Here is a 16,263-nt window from a genome sequence, read left to right as displayed (position 1 = left end):
GCGCGGCGCTGGCCACCATCGGCACCAGGATGCCGGGGGCGCCGGCGTCGAGTGCGCCGGCGACCGCGCTGTAGTCGTGGTGCGGCACCCGCACGATCGGGGCCAGACCGGTGCCCGCACAGGCCGCGCACTGCGCCTTGACGGTGTCGATGCCGGTGCCGCTGTGCTCCATGTCGTAGATCAGGAAGTCAGCGCCTGCTTCGCGGGCGATTCGCGCCATGCCTGGCGAGAAGAACTCGAAGACCATCGAGCCCAGGGCGGTGTGGCCGGCCTGGATGCGCTGCTTCAGGGTGAGGCTGGTGTCCATGCGACGGGTCCGGTGGACAGACCGCCGCGGGGATCGGGCGGATCTGAGCCCGATGGTAAGCGAATGACCGCGGCTCAGCGGCCGGCGGTTCGGGGATTGGGCTCGGTGACCCGCGGGCCGGGATCGGCGCCGTCGTCCTGGATCGCACGGGTGGCTTCGAGGGCATGGGCCATCACCACGCGGGCGGTTTGCATGGTTCGGTCGCTGACGCTCAGCTTGACCCAGTTGTCGCCGGTGATCGGGTCGTGGCCGTGCTCGAGCCGCACCACGCCGAAGGTGACGGCGAGGGCGAGCAGCGCGAGGACGGCTTTGGCCGGGAACATGCAGTCGGTGTCCGTTGAAGGATGAGCGGCGTTTTTCTTCCGCTGGCTTCCTCCGTCATCGGCCGTTCCTTGAGCCGCTTGAGGAAATAAGTCTCACCGGAGGCGGATTTCCCCGGATGGATGGCCTGATGCCGGGAGCATGCCTGCCGATGGGCCTGCCCGCGGTGGCGGACTGGCCGTGGACGGCTCGCTCGAGCGCCAGTCGCCGGAGGCCTCGATCGCCTGCGCGAGCAGCACGCGGGCGGCCGCCACGGTGCGTTCGTTCACGCTGAACTTCACCCAGCGCTGGCCGCCGAGCGGGTCGTGGCCATGTTCCACGCGCACCACCCCGAAGAACAGGGCGACGACGAGCATGAGGATTCCGGTCTTGATCGGCAGCATGACAGCCCCTCTGAATCACCGACGAACGGCGCTTTTCCTTCGCCGCTTGCGTCAGACATCGGCCGCTGCATGAGCGACTTGAGGAAATAAGTCTCACCAGCGGCGTCTTTTGCGCGATGGCCGGCGTCATGTCGGCCAGTCTGCTGCCGATGGAGTCGGCGGCATTGCGCCGGGGCAAGGGCGGCTGCGGCGCCGGCGGACGAGCGGCGGGTCAGCCGCGGGTGCTGGCGGCCGGTCGTCGGTCTGGCCATGATCTAGAGTGCGGGCATCGTCCACCGCCCATCGTCCACCGACCACCGCCTGGAGCCCCGTCCATGAAGACCTATCGCATCGCCACCATTCCCGGAGACGGCATCGGCAAGGAGGTGATCCCGGCGGGGCGCCAGGTGCTTGAGGCGCTGGCGGCCGCCGGCGCGGGCTTCGGCCTGGCCTTCACCGACTTCGACTGGGGCGGCGACCACTACCGGCGCCATGGCCTGATGATGCCGGCCGACGGCCTGGCGGCGCTGCGCGACATGGATGCCATCCTGTTCGGCTCGGCCGGCGATCCGGACATTCCCGACCACATCACGCTGTGGGGCCTGCGCCTGAAGATCTGCCAGGGCTTCGACCAGTACGCCAATGTGCGGCCCACCCGGATCCTGCCGGGCATCGATGCCCCGCTCAAGCGCTGCGCACCGGCCGATCTCGACTGGGTGATCGTGCGCGAGAACTCCGAGGGCGAGTATGCCGGCGTGGGCGGTCGGGCGCATCAGGGCCACCCGATCGAGGTGGCCACCGATGTCTCGATCATGACCCGAGCCGGGGTGGAGCGTATCCTGCGCTTCGCGTTCCGGCTGGCCGCCTCGCGGCCGCGCCGCCTGCTCAGCGTGGTCACCAAGAGCAATGCCCAGCGCCACGCGATGGTGATGTGGGACGAGATCGCCGCCGAGGTGGCGCGCGAGTTCCCGCAGGTGCGCTGGGACAAGGAGCTGGTCGACGCGATGACCGCCCGCATGGTCAACCGGCCAGCCTCGCTCGACACCATCGTGGCCACCAACCTGCACGCCGACATCCTGTCGGACCTGGCGGCGGCCCTGGCCGGCAGCCTGGGCATCGCGCCCACCGGCAACATCGACCCCGAGCGGCGCTATCCCTCGATGTTCGAGCCTATCCACGGCTCGGCCTTCGACATCATGGGCAAGGGCCTGGCCAACCCGGTGGGCACCTTCTGGTCGGTGGTGATGATGCTCGAGCACCTCGGCGAGCCGGCCGCCGCCGCCCGCCTGATGGCCGCGATCGAGTCGGTGACCGCCGATCCGTCCCTGCACACCCGCGACCTGGGCGGCACGGCCACCACGGCGCAGGTGACGGCGGCGGTGTGTGCACGGCTTCGGGGGTGAGGGTCGGAGCGTCCTGTCCGAGGTGCCCCAGGCCCGCGCGGCGGGCTGGTTGACCGAGGAGGACATCCTGCGGGATGTCAGCTGAGTGGTGGGCAGGTGCCGTGCGGGTATTCCTCGACACGAATGTGTGGTTGTCGGCCGCGGTGTTTCCCGGCCTGTGCGCCGAACTGCTGCTCGAAATCGACGCCAGGGGCCATCGCATCCTGACCAGCGCCCTGGTGCGTGAGGAGGCGCATGCCGTGCTGCGGCGCAAGTTCCCTCGCCATGGGCCGGCGCTCGAGCGCTTCGATGCGCTGTGGGCCTGTGCGGCGCTCGTACCGGATGTTGCCGAGCCCGCTGCTGATGCGGATGCCCGCCTCGTGGCCGCGGCTCACACGGCAGGCGCAGAGGTGTTCATCACGGGCGACCCGCGGGTTCTGGGGTGGGATCCCCGGGGGAGCCTGCGGATCTTCTCGCCGCGCCAGGCCTGGGAGCAGGTGATTCTGATGCGCTGAAGTCGCCTCGCGTATCGGTTTGCCAGGCGCCGGCGCCCCCCGCGAGGGTCCCGGCTCGCGCCTCAGGGCGGCGTCATCGACCCCGGTGCCGCAACAAGACTCTTGGTGACCCGGGCACTCGCCAGGGTTTTCCCGCCGCTTTGCACCACCACCTCGCAGAAGCACAGGCGACGCCCGAGGTGCGTGATGCGCGAGTCGAAGCTCACGCGATCGCCCGGCCCCGCCGAGCGCATGACCGACACCTGGATGTCATGGGTCACCGCATGCTGGTCGGCCGGCAGCCGGCTCATCAGGCCGACCATGGCGCAGACATCGCTGAGCAGGTAGACCACGCCGCCGTGCAGACCGCCGGCCGGGCTGCTGTTGATGGCGCTCACCGTGATGGCGAGATGCCCCTCGCCGTCGTGGCTGCGGCACGCCTCCAGCCCGAGCAGGCGATGGAGGGGGTGATCGATCAGGGGCGCAAGCCGCAGGGCGAGCGGGTCGTTGGTCATGGGCAATCGCGGCAGTCTCTGCCGCCTACTCCACCGTCACGCTCTTGGCCAGATTCCTCGGCTTGTCGACATCGGTGCCGCGGGCCAGCGCGGCGTGATAGGACAGCAGCTGCAGCGGCAGCACATGCAGGATGGGCGAGAGCAGGCCGGCGTGATCGTGCAGGTGGATGACATGCACGCCGTCGCTCGGCGCAAGCCGCGTGTCGCGATCGGCGAACACGAAGAGCTCGCCGCCGCGGGCGCGCACCTCCTGCAGATTGCTCTTGAGCTTCTCGATCAGGGTGTCGTTGGGGGCCACCACCACCACCGGCATGCGGTCATCGACCAGCGCGAGCGGCCCGTGCTTGAGTTCGCCGGCAGCGTAGGCCTCGGCGTGGATGTAGGTGATTTCCTTGAGCTTGAGCGCGCCTTCCATGGCGATGGGAAAGTGCACGCCGCGGCCCAGGAAGAGCGCGTGGTCGCGGGCGGCAAAGCGCTGCGCCCAGGCCGCCACCGCGGGTTCGCACTCGAGCACCCGGTTCAGGGCCACCGGCAGGTGGCGCAGCTGGGTGATGAGCTCATGCTCGCGCTCGGGCGAGAGCAGGCCGCGCTGACGCGCCAGCACCAGCGTGAGCACGAAGAGCGAGGCGAGCTGGGTGGTGAAGGCCTTGGTGGAGGCCACGCCGATCTCGGGGCCGGCGCGGGTGAGGAAGCGCAGCCGCGAGGCGCGGATGAGCGCCGACTCGGGCACATTGCAGATGGACAGCGAGTCGCCCATGCCCTGGGCGTGGGCGTGCTGCAGCGCCGACAGGGTGTCGATGGTCTCGCCCGACTGCGAGATGGTGATCACCAGGGTGCCGGGCTGCGCCACCGACTCGCGGTAGCGGTACTCGCTGGCGATCTCCACGCTGACCGGCAGACGCGCCACCGACTCGATCCAGTAGCGCGCCACCAGCCCGGCATGGAAGCTGGTGCCGCAGGCCAGGATGAGCACCTGGCGCGTGCGCGCCAGCACCTCGTGGGCCTCGGCGCCGAACAGCCCGGGCGAGAGCGAGCTGCCGCCGGTGACCATCTCGAGGGTGTTGGCGATGGCGCCGGGCTGCTCGAAGATCTCCTTCTGCATGTAGTGGGCGTAGCGGCCCAGCTCGATCGATTCGGCGCTCAGCTGGCTCTGCACGATCGGGCGCTGCGCGGGCTCGCCGTCGGCGCCGAGCACGGTGAAGCCGTCGCGGCGGATCTCGACCACATCGCCCTCTTCGAGGTAGGCGACATGGCGGGTGACCTGCAGCAGGGCCGAGGCATCGGAGGCCAGGAAGTTCTCGCCCTGGCCCGAGCCGTTGCTGCCCACGCCGAGCAGCAGCGGCGAGCCGCGCCGCGAGCCCACCACGGTGTGCGGCTCGCGGCTGCTGATCACGGCGATGGCATAGGCGCCCTCCAGGCGCTCGACCGCGGCGCGCACCGCCTGCAGCAGGGTGAGCCCGGTGGCGACCAGCGAGTGCACCAGGTGGGCGATGACCTCGGTGTCGGTCTGCGACTCGAAGGTGTAGCCGGCGGCGCGCAGCTCGGCGCGCAGCGCCTCGTGGTTCTCGATGATGCCGTTGTGCACCACCGAGACCTGCAGCCCGCCGCCCAGCGAGGCGTGCGGGTGGGCGTTGTTCTCGGTGACCCCGCCGTGGGTGGCCCAGCGGGTGTGGGCGATGCCGGTGGGCGCCTGCGCGCCGTCGGCCGTGGCGCGTGCCTGCAATTCGGCCACCCGGCCCACCGAGCGCACCCGCGACATGGTGTCGTTCAGGATGGCCAGGCCGGCGGAGTCATAGCCCCGGTACTCCAGCTTGCGCAGCCCCTCGATGAGGATGGGAACGATGTCGCGTTGCGCGACCGCGCCGACGATGCCGCACATGGGACTACTCCTTGGGCTTGCGGACCGGCCGCTGCCAGTTGGGGACGGTGACCTGCCGGGCGCGCGAGATGGTGAGCTTGCCGGCCGGTGCCTCGCGGGTGAGGGTGGTGCCCGCGCCCAGGGTGGCGCCTGCGCCCACCGTGACCGGCGCCACCAGTTGGGTGTCGCTGCCGATGAAGGCGTCATCGCCAATGACGGTGAGATGCTTGTTCACGCCGTCGTAGTTGCAGGTGATGGTGCCGGCGCCGATGTTCACCCGCTTGCCCACCACCGCATCGCCCACATAGGCGAGGTGGTTGGCCTTGGCCTGGGTGTCGAAGCGGGCGGCCTTGGTCTCGACGAAGTTGCCCACATGCACCTCCTCGGCCAGCACCGTGCCGGGCCGCAGCCGGGCATAGGGCCCGATGCGCGAGCCGGCGCCCACCTGCGCGCCATCGAGGTGGCTGAAGGCGAGCACCTGGGTGCCGGCGGCGAGCGTGGTGTCGCGCAGCACGCAGTGGGGGCCGATGCTCACGCCGTCGCCGAGCACCACCGTGCCCTCGAACACGCAGTTGATGTCGATGCTGACATCGCGCCCGCAGGCGAGGCTGCCGCGGATGTCGATGCGGGCCGGGTCGGCCAGGGTGACACCCTGCTCGAGCAGCGCCGCGGCCTGGTTGCCCTGGTGGACGCGCTCGAGTTCGGCGAGCTGGGCCTTGCTGTTCACGCCCAGGGTCTCCCAGACGGCATCGGGCTGCACGCCGGCCACCTCGAGGCCCTCGGCCACGGCGCTGGCGATGATGTCGGTCAGGTAGTACTCGCCCTGCGCGTTGCGGTTGGACAGCCCGGCCAGCCAGCGCTTGAGCGCCGGCGTGGGCGCCACCAGGATGCCGGTGTTCACCTCGGTGATGGCGCGCTGCGCCTCGCTGGCGTCCTTGTGCTCGACGATGCGGGTGATGCGGCCCTGCTCGCGCACGATGCGGCCATAACCGGTGGGGTCGGGCAGGGTGACGGTGAGCAGGCCCAGCCGCGGCGCGGCGCCGGCCGGTGCCTGCGCGGCGGCGCACAGCCGCGCCAGGGTGGCGTCGGTGGTGAGCGGCACATCGCCATAGAGCACCAGGGTGGGCACGCTGTCATCGAGCAGCGGCACCGCCTGCATCACCGCGTGCCCGGTGCCGAGTTGCGGCTCCTGCTTCGCCCAGGCGAGATCGGGCGCGGCCAGCCGCTGCGGAACCTGCTCGCCGCCATGGCCGTAGACCACCACCAGCCGCTTCGGGGCTAGACTGCGGGCGCGGTCGAGCACATGGGCCAGCATCGGCCGGCCGGCGATCGGATGCAGCACCTTCGGAAGATCCGAGCGCATGCGCTTGCCCATGCCGGCGGCGAGGATGACGATGTTCATTTTTTCCTTGCTTTTCAGAGGCTTGCGGCCATTGAGCGCAACCCGGAATTTTACCATGCGGGGCTGGCGCCTGGGCGCGCTGCTGACGCTGCTCGCCCTGCTGGCCTCGGGCTGCACCATGGCACGGCTGGGTTACGACCTGCTGCCAGCCTGGTCAAGCTGGCAGCTCGACCGCTACCTGGCTCTGGACGAAGACCAGCGCGCGCTGGTGTCGCGCCGGCTCGACGAGCTTCACCGCTGGCATCGGCGCGGTCAGCTGCCGGGCTATGCCGAGTTCCTGGGCGAGGTCGAGGCGCAGGTGCGCGGCGCGGCCCCCGGCGGCGCCGAGCCGATCGCGGTGGGCCGCTGGCGCGCTCGGGTGACCGACGCCTGGGCGCCCGTGGCCGAGCGGCTGGCGCCTGCGGTGGCCGAGCTCGCCCTCACCCTGCGGCCCGACCAGCTCGAGCGGCTGCGCCGGCGCATGGCCGAGGCCGACGAGGAGTACCGCGAGAAGTTCCTGCCCGAGAAGCCCGCCGACCGGGTGACGGCCCGCGGCGATCGCGTCGTCAAGCGGGCCGAGTTCTTCCTCGGCCGGCTGGAGGCCGGCCAGGAGCGCGAGCTGCGGCAGCTCGCCGCCGGCATGCCGGCCACCGAGGAGCTCTGGTATGCCGAGCGCCAGCGCCGCAACCAGGCGCTGCTCGGCCTGTTCGCCCGGCTCTCGCGCGAGCGTCCGCCGCTGCCCGAGGCCAACCGTCAGGTCAGGGATTTCCTGCTGAGCTTCTGGACCCCGGCCGATCCTGCCCGGCGCCAGCGCCTGGACGAGGCGGTCGCGCTCAGCGACCAGCTCTCCACGCAACTGCTCGCCCGGGCCAGCGCCGCCCAGCGCGCCCATCTGCTCAAGACCCTTCGCGGCTATGCCCAGGATTTCGTCAGGCTGGCCGGCACCTGAACCGGATTCCCTCCCCATGCAGACCGGCATCCTCGATCCCGTCCCGCCACACGCCCGCTACCTGAGCTTTTCGCTGCGCGCCGGCGCCGACCCCCGGTCCGCGCTGCGCGCCCTTGCCGGCGCTGCCGATGGCAAAGCCACGGTGGTCGGCCTGGGCGCCACGCTGGTGGCCGAGCTCTCGGCCCGGGTGCCCGGCCTGCGGCCGTTTCCGCCGCTGGTGGGCGCGGGCGTGGAACTGCCGGCCACGCCGGCAGCTCTCTGGTGCTGGCTGCGCGGCGAGGAGCCGGGCGAGCTCTATCTGCGGGGCGCCGATCTCGCCCGGATGCTGGGCGACGCCTTCCTGCCGCAGGAGGCCTTTGATGCCTTCCGTCATCGCGGCGGCCGCGATCTCACCGGCTACGAGGACGGCACCGAAAATCCCGTGGGCGACGCGGCGGTGCAGGCCGGGTTTCTCCAGGGTGGCCCCACGGGCCTGGCCGGCAGCAGCTTCGTGGCCGTGCAGCGCTGGCAGCATGACTTCGCAGCCATCGGCGCGATGAGCCAGGCAGCCAAAGACCTCGCGATCGGCCGGCGGCTGGCCGACAACACCGAGATCGAGGATGCGCCGGCCAGCGCCCATGTGCGGCGCACCGCCCAGGAGGACTTCACGCCCGAGGCGTTCACCCTGCGCCGCTCCATGCCCTGGGTGAAGGGCGAGCAGGGCGGCCTGATGTTCGTGTCCTTCGGTGCCTCGTTCGACGGCTTCGAGGCGCAGCTGCGGCGCATGATCGGCGCCGACGACGGCACCCGCGACGCGATCTTCGGCATGAGCCGGCCGCTGTCCGGGGCCTACCACTGGTGCCCGCCGGCGCTGGCGGGCGGGCTGGACCTGCGCCTGATCGGACTCTAGGCGCGCCTTCAGAGGCCGGCAGCCTCGCCGGCGTCGGCGCTCAGCGCCGCGGCCAGCGCCTGGCGCAGCGCCGCCGCCACCTGCGCCGAGGTGGCTGGCTTGTGCACCAGTCGCAGGCCGTTGGCGGTCATGGCGGCCACCAGGTCGGGGCGGGTCTCGCCGGTGAGCACCACCACCCGGTCACGGGGCAGCCGCCCGGCCAGCGCCGCGATCACCTGGTAGCCGGAGGACTCGTCCTCCATGCGCATGTCGGTGACGCAGGCATCCCAGACCGGTGTGGTGCGGTGGTCCTGCAGCATCGCGCGCAGCGGGTTCACGCCCGACACCGGCGTGACCTGCGCGCCCAGTCTCGCCAGGCCCAGCGAGAGCGCATCGCGAACCAGCGGGTCGTCCTCGACCAGCAGCACGCGAAGCCCGCGCAGCGAGCTGGAACCGGCCTCGGGCATGGATGGCTCGAGCAGGGCGCGCTCGGCCAGCCGGTCGGCGGGGATGAGGATGCTGAAGGTGGTGCCATGACCAGGCTCCGAGGCGATCGTGACCTGGTAGCCCAGACGGGCGCTCAGTCGCCGCACGATCGCCAGGCCCAGGCCCAGTCCGCGGGAGCGGTCGCGCGCCGGATTGTGGAGCTGGACGAAGTCCTCGAAGATGCGCTGGTGCTGGTCGGCCGGAATGCCGGGGCCGGTATCGATCACCCGGATGCTCACCCCCTGCGGGGTGCGCACGGCATCCACATGCACCGAACCCTGGGTGGTGTAGCGCAGCGCGTTGTCGACCAGATTGCGCACCATGCGCGCCAGCATCACCCGGTCGCTGACCACGACCAGCTCGGTGGGGGCGAACTGCAGCTCGATGCCGCGCGCGCTGGCCTGCGTGAGGAAGGCTTCGCGCAGCCCCTCGAACAGGGCGCTGAGCGCGGTTGGCGCGAGATTGGCAGCGACCACATCGGCCTCGAGCCGGGACAGGTCGAGGATGCCGGTGAGCAGATCGTCGAGGGCATTGACCGAGGTGTCGAGCCGCGCGAGCAGCGCAGCGCGGCGCTCGGGCGCGGTTTCGACCCGCGGATCGCGCAGCATCTCGACCACGATCTTCAGCGACGTGACCGGCTGACGCAGGTCGTGGCTGGCGGCGGCGATGAACAGCGACTTGGCGTTGCTGATGGCCTCGACCTCGGTCCGCTGCAGCGAGACTTCGCGGGCGAGCTGCGAGCGCTCCACGGCCAGATCGAGCGCGCCCGACAGGGTGCGGCCGTTGGCGCGCGACTGGCCCAGCAGCGAGGCCACCAGCAGCGCCAGCACCGCAGCCACTGCCCAGCCCCCGGGGAACGGGCTGGCCAGCCAGAACAGCATCATGGGCGGAAAGAAGACCGCCGCGTAGGTGGTGGCGTGCTCGGGCACCGCGTGGGTGGCGCTCAAGGGCCCGGTCGACCAGCACACCAGCAGCATGGTCAGCAGGGCCATCCCGTCGGGGTCGATGCCCGGCGCGAGCAGCAGCGTGGCCAGCAGCCCGTTGGCGCCGCCCAGGGCGCCGCTGGCCACCAGGCGGTTGCGCCACTGCGCGGCCTGGGCGTCGGTGAGCGGGCCGGCCTCCACCGCGCGCAGGCAGGCGCCGGCCAGCCAGAAGCGGGCGGCGCTGATGAGCGCACCGGCAAGCAGCCACAGCACGAGCCGCGTGTCTGATGCATGCCCCTGCGCCACCCAGGCCAGGAGGGGCACGAACAGCACCGCCGACACGTTGCCCAGGCGTCCGGCGCGGGCGAGCAGCTGGACCCTGACCGTGGCCGGACTGCGTCCCGAAGCGAGCGCCGCCGACAGGAGCTGCGCGCTGGCGCCGGAAGGCAGTCGCATGCGGCTCAGCGAACCGAGACGCCCAGCCGGGCCGCGATCACCACCGCCTCGGTGCGGCTGCGTGCGCCCAGCACCTGCAGCACATTGCTGACATGGATCTTGACCGTGTTCTCGGACAGCGCCAGCTCGCGGCAGATGAGCTTGTTGGGCAGACCGCGCAGGATCAGGCGCAGCACATCGGCCTGCCGCGGTGTCAGGCCGAGGCCCTGGATGCCGTCGGCGTCCGGCGCGGTGGGCGGACCGGGCAGACCGGGGGGCAGGTAGAGCGCGCCGCCGGCCACGGTGGCCAGTGCGCCCACCAGGGTGCGACGATCGGCTGACTTGGGCACGAAGCCCATGGCGCCGGCCTCGATGGCCGCCAGGATGAGCGAGGGGTCGTCGCTGCCCGACACCACCACCACCGGCGACATCGGGTCGGCCTCACGGGCCTCGCGCACCGCACTCAGGCCTTGCGCGTCGGGCAGACCCAGATCGAGCACCACCAGATCGAAGGCCGGATGGGCCCGCAGGGCGCCGAGGGCCGCCTGCAGCGTGGCCACGCGGGTGATCCGGCTGCCGGGCATGGCCATTTCAAGGCAATCGGCGATCGCCTCGGCGACGATCGGATGATCGTCGCAGACCATGAAGCGCCGCGGCGCCAGGGATGCGGTGCTGTTCGGATCGGCCTGGATGCCGGGGGTGTCGTCGGCGGACGGCTTGTCCAGGCGGGTGTTCACATCGGACATCGGTGACTGCAGAGGCAGGGCTTGGTGCCCTGCCGAAGTGTGCCATCGAAAGCGCGAGGCGGAGCGGCCACCGGGTGGTGGCAGGGCACCCGCCGGTCCGCCCGGCCGGGTCAGGCCGTGGGCGATGGGTTGCCGCGGTGATCGGGCACGATCTGCGGGGCGAGCGATCCGACCACCATCCCGATCAGGGCGGCGATCAGGCCGTTGATCTGCGGCGGCACCAGGGCGTCGGCGAAGTTGGTCTCGCAGCCCAGCCAGACCACCAGCCCGCTGAAGATCGACAGCAGCGCGCCCTGCACGCTGGCCCGCTTCCAGAAGATGCCCGCGGCCAGCGGCACCAGTGCGCCCACCAGGGTGACCTTGTAGGCGTTCTGGACCATCTCGTACATGGTGGTGCGCGAGTTCAGCGCGAACAGCAGCGCCGCGCAGGAGAACAGGACCAGCACCGTGCGCAGCATGACCAGGAAACGCCGGTCGCTCACCCGCGGCATGAAGGGGCGCAGCACGTTCTCGGTGAACAGCGCGGTGGGCGCGAGCAGCGCGCCGCTGGCGGTGGACAGAATCGCCGAGAGCAGGGCACCGAAGAACACCACCTGCGCCCAGCCCGGCATCCGGTTGAGGATCAGGTCCGGAAGGATGCGCTGCACCTCGCGGCCGTCCTCGGAGGCGAAGAGGTCGGTGAACTTCGGATCGATGACGATCGCGGCATAGGCGATGAACATCGGCACGAAGGCGAAGATGAAATAGGCCGCGCCACCCAGCAGCGTGCCGCGTACCGCGGTGCGCTCGTCCTTCGCGCTGGTCACCCGCTGGAAGACATCCTGCTGCGGGATCGAGCCCAGCGCCATGGTCATCCAGGCCGCCACGAAGGGCAGCCACTCGGTGAGGCCGCCCGAGGGCCAGAAGTCGAACTTGCCCTCGGCATGGGCCTGCGCAATGACCTTGGCCGGCCCGCCGGCGAGGTCGCCGATCAGCCAGGCGATGACCAGCAGGCCGATCACGATGATCACGGTCTGGAAGAGGTCGGTGAGCGCCACCGACCACATGCCGCCGAACATCGTGTAGACGATCACCACGAGCGCGCCGAGCGCGATGCACTGGTTGAGGCCGAGCGCGCCGCCGGTCAGCACATGGAAGACCAGCCCGAGCGCGGTCAGCTGGGCCGAAGTCCAGCCGAGATAGGAGGCGGTGATCGCCAGGCTGGTGAGCACCTCGACCAGCTTGCCGTAGCGCTTGTGATAGAAGTCGCCGATGGTCAGCAGGTCCATCCGGTAGAAGGCCTTCGCGAAGAACAGCGCCACGAAGACCAGCGCGAACGAGGCGCCGAAGGGGTCGGCCGGCACGCCGTGCAGCCCGTCCTTGGCGAAGGTGGCCGACACCGACAGCACCGTCTCGGCGCCGAACCAGGTCGCGAAGACCGTGGCCATGTTCATGTAGAGCGGCAGGCTGCGGCCGGCCACCAGATAGTCCTTCGCGTTGTGCACCCGGCTGGCGGCCCACAGGCCGATGCCGATGGTGATGGCGAGGTAAAGCAGCACGGAGGCGATCAGCATGACGGGCGCCCTTGAGATGGTGTTGCGGGCGAGTATTCCGCAATCGGCGGTCGGTGGCGGGGTGGGCCTGCGGGTGTCGTGGAAATCCGTGGCCGGCAGGCACCATCGCGCAGCCCTCGGAACCGCCTGCCTTGAGCCTGCGGCGGGCCGCCCGCATGATCGGCCGATGTCCCGCCCCGACCTTGCCGCTGCCTGCGTTCACCCCGACACGCCCGAGCCGATCCGACGGCTCGAGGGCCTGGCCCGGATTCACGACATGCCCCTGGGTGCCGGCCACCTGCGCTGGCGCCGCTTCGGCGACGGCCCGCCCCTGGTGCTGTTGCACGGCGGCCACGGCAACTGGCTGCACTGGGCGCGCAACATCGAATCCCTCGCCCTGGGCAATGCCGTGTGGGTGGCCGACATGCCGGGCTACGGCGACTCCGCCGAGCCGGTCGAGCCGGCCGCGATGAGCTCGCTCGTGGAAGGGGTGGCGCAGTCGATCGAGGCCCTGCTCGGGGTGGGTCAGCCATGCCAGCTTGCCGGCTTCTCGTTCGGCGGGCTGGTGGCCGCGCACCTTGCGGCCGGTCGTCTGCCGGTGCGCCAGCTCATCCTGCTCGGCCCGGCCGGCCATGCCGGGCCGCGTCGCCCGCGGGGCGAGATGCTCGCCTGGCGCCGGGCGCTCGCCGATCCCGATCCGCAGGCGCTCGCGGCGGTGATGCGCCACAACCTCGCCATGCAGATGCTGCACCAGCCCGAGGCCATCGACCCGCTAGCGCTGGCGGTGCATACCCGGGCCTGCCTGGCCACGCGCTTTCGCAGCCGCGAGATCTCGCGCGGCGGCGGCCTGCCGCAGCAGCTGGCGCAGTGCCGCGCGCCCTTGCGTCTGCTCTGGGGCGAGCACGATGTCACCTGCGATCCGTCCCTGCTTTCGGGAGCCCTCGGCGAGGCGGTGCCCGATCGCCAGGCGCGGGTGCTGCCCGGCGTGGGCCACTGGGTGCAGTACGAGGCAGCCGAGGCGGTGAACCGGCAGCTGCGGGTCTGGCTGGACGCGCCGGGTGTGTGAGCGCACGGCGCCCGGGGCGCTGCGTTGCGCGGCGGGCCTCGGCGCTCAGCCCGAGAGCAGCGCCAACCCGAGCAGCCCGACGAGCGCCAGGGCCAGCAGCATGGCCGCCACGGCCAGCACCGACAGCCAGCGCCGTGCCCGTCGGGCCTCGGCGAGCAGCGCGCCGGCCCAGGGCGGCATGGCCTGGGCGTCGGCCCCGGCGGCCGCGCGGCTGAGCGCGCCGTGCAGCAGCCGCGGGATCTGTGGCAGGGTCTGCGCCCACTGGGTGGCCTCGCGGCCAAGCCGCTCGCGCAGCGCCGCCGGCCCGATGCGTTCGACCATCCAGCGCTCCAGGAAGGGCTTGGCCGTCACCCACAGATCGAGGTCGGGGTCGAGCTGGCGGCCGAGCCCCTCGATGTTCAGCAGGGTCTTCTGCAGCAGCACCAGCTGCGGCTGGATCTCGACATCGAAGCGGCGCGAGGCCTGGAACAGGCGCATGAGCACCAGGCCGAGCGAGATCTCCCGCAGGGGCCGGTCGAAGAAGGGCTCGCAGCAGGCGCGGATCGCCGATTCGAGTTCCTCGATGCGGGTGTGGCGCGGCACCCAGCCCGACTCGACATGCAGTTCGGCCACCCGCCGGTAGTCACGGCGGAAGAAGGCCAGGAAGTTCTGCGCGAGGTAGTTCTTGTCGAACTCGGAGAGGGTGCCGACGATGCCGAAGTCGAGCGCGATGTAGCGGTTGAAGTCGGGCCCCGGTCCGCCCACCAGGATGTTGCCGGGGTGCATGTCGGCGTGGAAGAAGCCGTGCCGGAACACCTGCGTGAAGAAGATCTCGACCCCCTCGCGCGAGAGCCGCTTCAGGTCGATGCCTGCGGCACGCATCTCGTCCATGCGTCCGATCGGGATGCCGTGCATGCGCTCCATGGTCAGCACATTCACCGCGCAGGCATCCCAGTACATCTCGGGTACCCGCAGCAGGGTCGAGCCGCTGAAGTTGCGCCGCAGCTGGTTGGCGTTGGCGGCCTCCCGGATCAGATCGAGCTCGTCGTGCAGGTAGGTGTCGAACTCGTCGATGACCTCCAGCGGCTTGAGGCGCCGGCCGTCGGCCGAGACCCGGGCGAGCAGACCGCCGAAGGCGCGCAGCAGCGCGATGTCGCGCTCGATGACCCGGGCCATGCCCGGACGCAGCACCTTGACCGCCACCGGTCGGCCGTCATGCAGCCGCGCGAAGTGCACCTGGGCGATGGAGGCCGAGGCCACCGGCGTGATGTCGAACTCGGCGTAGACCTCGGCGAGCGGGCGGCCCAGGCCGCGTTCGATCTCGATGATCGCCTGTTCTCCGGGGAAGGGCGGCACCCGGTCCTGCAGACGGGCCAGCTCGTCGGCGATGTCGGGCGGCATCAGGTCACGCCGCGTGGACAGCACCTGACCGAACTTCACGAAGATCGGGCCCAGGCTCTCGAGGGCCTCACGCAGCCGCTCGCCGCGTGGCTGGCGCAACTGGCGGCCCAGGCGCAGCAGGCGCGCCAGCCAAAGCCAGCCGCGGGTGCCCAGGCTGGCGGCCGCGCCGGATGCGGCGATCTCGTCCAGGCCATGGCGCCAGACGACGTGGGCGATGCGAGCGAGTCGAAGAAGGCGCACCGGCGGATTCTAGTGCACCGGCTCGGACCCCTGGCCAGGAACCGGTGGTGTTCAGGCTTACCATCGGGTCTTCCTCGCCTTGCCGGGCCCGCCCCATGCCTCTGCCAACTGCTCCTGGTCTTCTCGTCGGTGCCTGCGCGCTGCTGCTGGCTGCATGTGCGGTGCCGCCGCCTGTCGCGCCGAACGCGGCGGCGCCGGCGCCGGCCCAGGCGGGGGCATCAGTGCCCGCGGCTGCGGCGCCGCCGGCAGCCGGCGCGGCGCCCGCCGCCCGCTCGCTGGCCGCGGCCCCGGTGGCTGGCGCGGCCCCCGTCCGATCGCCCGCGCCACCCCCGGCGCGGCCGGCCTTCGCCGAGGTGATCCGCGAGGCGAAGCGCCTGCCCGGCCTGTTCACGGTCTGGCAGAAGGACGAGAAGGTCTGGATCGAGATCGCTCCGGCGCAGTTCGACAGGCCTTTCCTCCTGGCGGCCACCCGGGTGAGCGGTCTGGGCGAGCGCGGTCTGTACCCGCACTGGATGCTCGGTCGCCATGTGGTGGCCTGGCGGCGTGTGCACGGCTCGGTGCAGCTGATCGCCCGCGCCACGCGCTTCGGATCCTCGGCCGATCCGGGCCTCGCCCGGGCCGCGGGTCTGAGCTTCTCCGACAGCCTGCTCGGCTCGGCGCCGGTGGCCAGCGCCGAGCATCCCGAGCGCGGCTCGGTGCTGGTCGAGCTCTCGCCCATCCTGCTCACCGACTTGCCGCAGCTCACGCGCCAGCTCGAGGCGCAGTTCCGGGTGAGTTACGGCTTCGATGCCCGCAACTCGCACATCGGCGCGGTCAGCGTCGATGCCCGTGAGCTGGTGTTCCCCGTGACCGCCCACTACGCGCTGCCGCGGGTCCCCGCGCCGCCCGCAGGTCCGCTGCCGCCGGGCGCGCCGGTGCCGAGCACACCGCGCAACCTGGAGGACGCGCGCAGCCTGTTCGTCGATTACCGCTACAGCCTGTCGGCACTGCCCGAGCCGGTGATGCGGCCGCGCGCGGG

At 71.4% G+C, this 16,263-nt stretch carries 16 protein-coding genes; 6 read left to right on the top strand and 10 right to left on the bottom strand.

Features of this window, described 5'->3' with window-relative positions:
* The 3 genes from AC2H6A_RS11030 to AC2H6A_RS11020 all read right to left on the bottom strand — a co-directional run.
* Positions 1-307, bottom strand: a 307-nt coding sequence (locus tag AC2H6A_RS11030) for an aldolase/citrate lyase family protein (protein ID WP_484273459.1), incomplete at its 3' end; no start/stop codon positions are given.
* A gap of 74 nt (positions 308-381) precedes the next feature.
* Complete coding sequence (locus AC2H6A_RS11025; protein WP_484273457.1) at positions 382-630, bottom strand: hypothetical protein; 249 nt, start codon at positions 628-630, stop codon at positions 382-384.
* A gap of 93 nt (positions 631-723) precedes the next feature.
* Positions 724-1,011 carry a hypothetical protein gene (locus AC2H6A_RS11020; RefSeq protein WP_484273455.1) on the bottom strand — a complete coding sequence of 96 codons (288 nt, stop codon included), beginning with the start codon at positions 1,009-1,011 and terminating at the stop codon, positions 724-726.
* 314 nt (positions 1,012-1,325) lie between these two features.
* On the opposite strand from AC2H6A_RS11020, the gene AC2H6A_RS11015 reads away from it, so the two are divergent.
* Both AC2H6A_RS11015 and AC2H6A_RS11010 read left to right on the top strand, forming a co-directional pair.
* Positions 1,326-2,393: a tartrate dehydrogenase gene (locus AC2H6A_RS11015; protein WP_484273454.1), complete on the top strand. Its 1,068-nt coding sequence runs from the start codon at positions 1,326-1,328 to the stop codon at positions 2,391-2,393.
* A 101-nt stretch (positions 2,394-2,494) separates the two neighbouring features.
* Entirely contained in the window at positions 2,495-2,887 is a 393-nt protein-coding gene (locus tag AC2H6A_RS11010; protein WP_484273452.1) for a PIN domain-containing protein, read from the top strand.
* A gap of 62 nt (positions 2,888-2,949) precedes the next feature.
* On the opposite strand, the gene AC2H6A_RS11005 is transcribed toward AC2H6A_RS11010, so the two are convergent.
* From AC2H6A_RS11005 to glmU, 3 genes are read right to left on the bottom strand one after another with little or no spacing between them, the layout of a single operon-like run.
* Positions 2,950-3,381 carry a PaaI family thioesterase gene (locus AC2H6A_RS11005; RefSeq protein ID WP_484273450.1) on the bottom strand — a complete coding sequence of 144 codons (432 nt, stop codon included), beginning with the start codon at positions 3,379-3,381 and terminating at the stop codon, positions 2,950-2,952.
* A 25-nt stretch (positions 3,382-3,406) separates the two neighbouring features.
* Positions 3,407-5,260, bottom strand: a complete 1,854-nt coding sequence (glmS, locus tag AC2H6A_RS11000) for a glutamine--fructose-6-phosphate transaminase (isomerizing) (RefSeq protein WP_484273449.1) — start codon at positions 5,258-5,260, stop codon at positions 3,407-3,409.
* Between the two features lie 4 nt (positions 5,261-5,264).
* On the bottom strand, positions 5,265-6,641 hold the full coding sequence (glmU, locus tag AC2H6A_RS10995; RefSeq protein WP_484273448.1) for a bifunctional UDP-N-acetylglucosamine diphosphorylase/glucosamine-1-phosphate N-acetyltransferase GlmU: 1,377 nt from the start codon (positions 6,639-6,641) through the stop codon (positions 5,265-5,267).
* A gap of 55 nt (positions 6,642-6,696) precedes the next feature.
* On the opposite strand from glmU, the gene AC2H6A_RS10990 reads away from it, so the two are divergent.
* Together AC2H6A_RS10990 and AC2H6A_RS10985 are read left to right on the top strand one after the other, a co-directional pair.
* Positions 6,697-7,569: a DUF6279 family lipoprotein gene (locus AC2H6A_RS10990; protein WP_484273447.1), complete on the top strand. Its 873-nt coding sequence runs from the start codon at positions 6,697-6,699 to the stop codon at positions 7,567-7,569.
* Positions 7,570-7,585: 16 nt separating this feature from the next.
* The gene (locus AC2H6A_RS10985; RefSeq protein WP_484273446.1) at positions 7,586-8,458 is read left to right on the top strand and encodes a Dyp-type peroxidase; all 873 of its coding nucleotides are present in this window, start codon (positions 7,586-7,588) and stop codon (positions 8,456-8,458) included.
* A gap of 8 nt (positions 8,459-8,466) precedes the next feature.
* On the opposite strand, the gene AC2H6A_RS10980 is transcribed toward AC2H6A_RS10985, so the two are convergent.
* From AC2H6A_RS10980 to AC2H6A_RS10970, 3 genes are all read right to left on the bottom strand, one after another.
* Positions 8,467-10,302 (bottom strand): sensor histidine kinase, encoded by a 1,836-nt coding sequence (locus tag AC2H6A_RS10980; RefSeq protein ID WP_484273445.1) that lies wholly within the window; start codon positions 10,300-10,302, stop codon positions 8,467-8,469.
* Positions 10,303-10,307: 5 nt separating this feature from the next.
* Positions 10,308-11,027 (bottom strand): response regulator, encoded by a 720-nt coding sequence (locus tag AC2H6A_RS10975; RefSeq protein ID WP_484273444.1) that lies wholly within the window; start codon positions 11,025-11,027, stop codon positions 10,308-10,310.
* Between the two features lie 110 nt (positions 11,028-11,137).
* Positions 11,138-12,580, bottom strand: a complete 1,443-nt coding sequence (locus tag AC2H6A_RS10970; RefSeq protein ID WP_484273443.1) for a high affinity choline transporter 1 — start codon at positions 12,578-12,580, stop codon at positions 11,138-11,140.
* Between the two features lie 166 nt (positions 12,581-12,746).
* On the opposite strand from AC2H6A_RS10970, the gene AC2H6A_RS10965 reads away from it, so the two are divergent.
* Positions 12,747-13,625: an alpha/beta fold hydrolase gene (locus tag AC2H6A_RS10965; protein WP_484273442.1), complete on the top strand. Its 879-nt coding sequence runs from the start codon at positions 12,747-12,749 to the stop codon at positions 13,623-13,625.
* Positions 13,626-13,670: 45 nt separating this feature from the next.
* Here the strand turns inward: AC2H6A_RS10965 and ubiB are convergent, their stop codons facing one another.
* Positions 13,671-15,245 carry a ubiquinone biosynthesis regulatory protein kinase UbiB gene (gene ubiB / locus AC2H6A_RS10960; RefSeq protein ID WP_484273440.1) on the bottom strand — a complete coding sequence of 525 codons (1,575 nt, stop codon included), beginning with the start codon at positions 15,243-15,245 and terminating at the stop codon, positions 13,671-13,673.
* Positions 15,246-15,466: 221 nt separating this feature from the next.
* Between ubiB and AC2H6A_RS10955 the strand changes: the two genes are divergently transcribed.
* A partial coding sequence (locus AC2H6A_RS10955; RefSeq protein ID WP_484273438.1) for a DUF5118 domain-containing protein occupies positions 15,467-16,263 on the top strand: 797 nt, incomplete at its 3' end.

The sequence above is a fragment of the Quisquiliibacterium sp. genome, assembly GCF_982640115.1.
The sequence above is the reverse complement of the archived record's forward strand: the minus strand, read 5'-3'. Positions and strand labels throughout refer to the sequence as shown.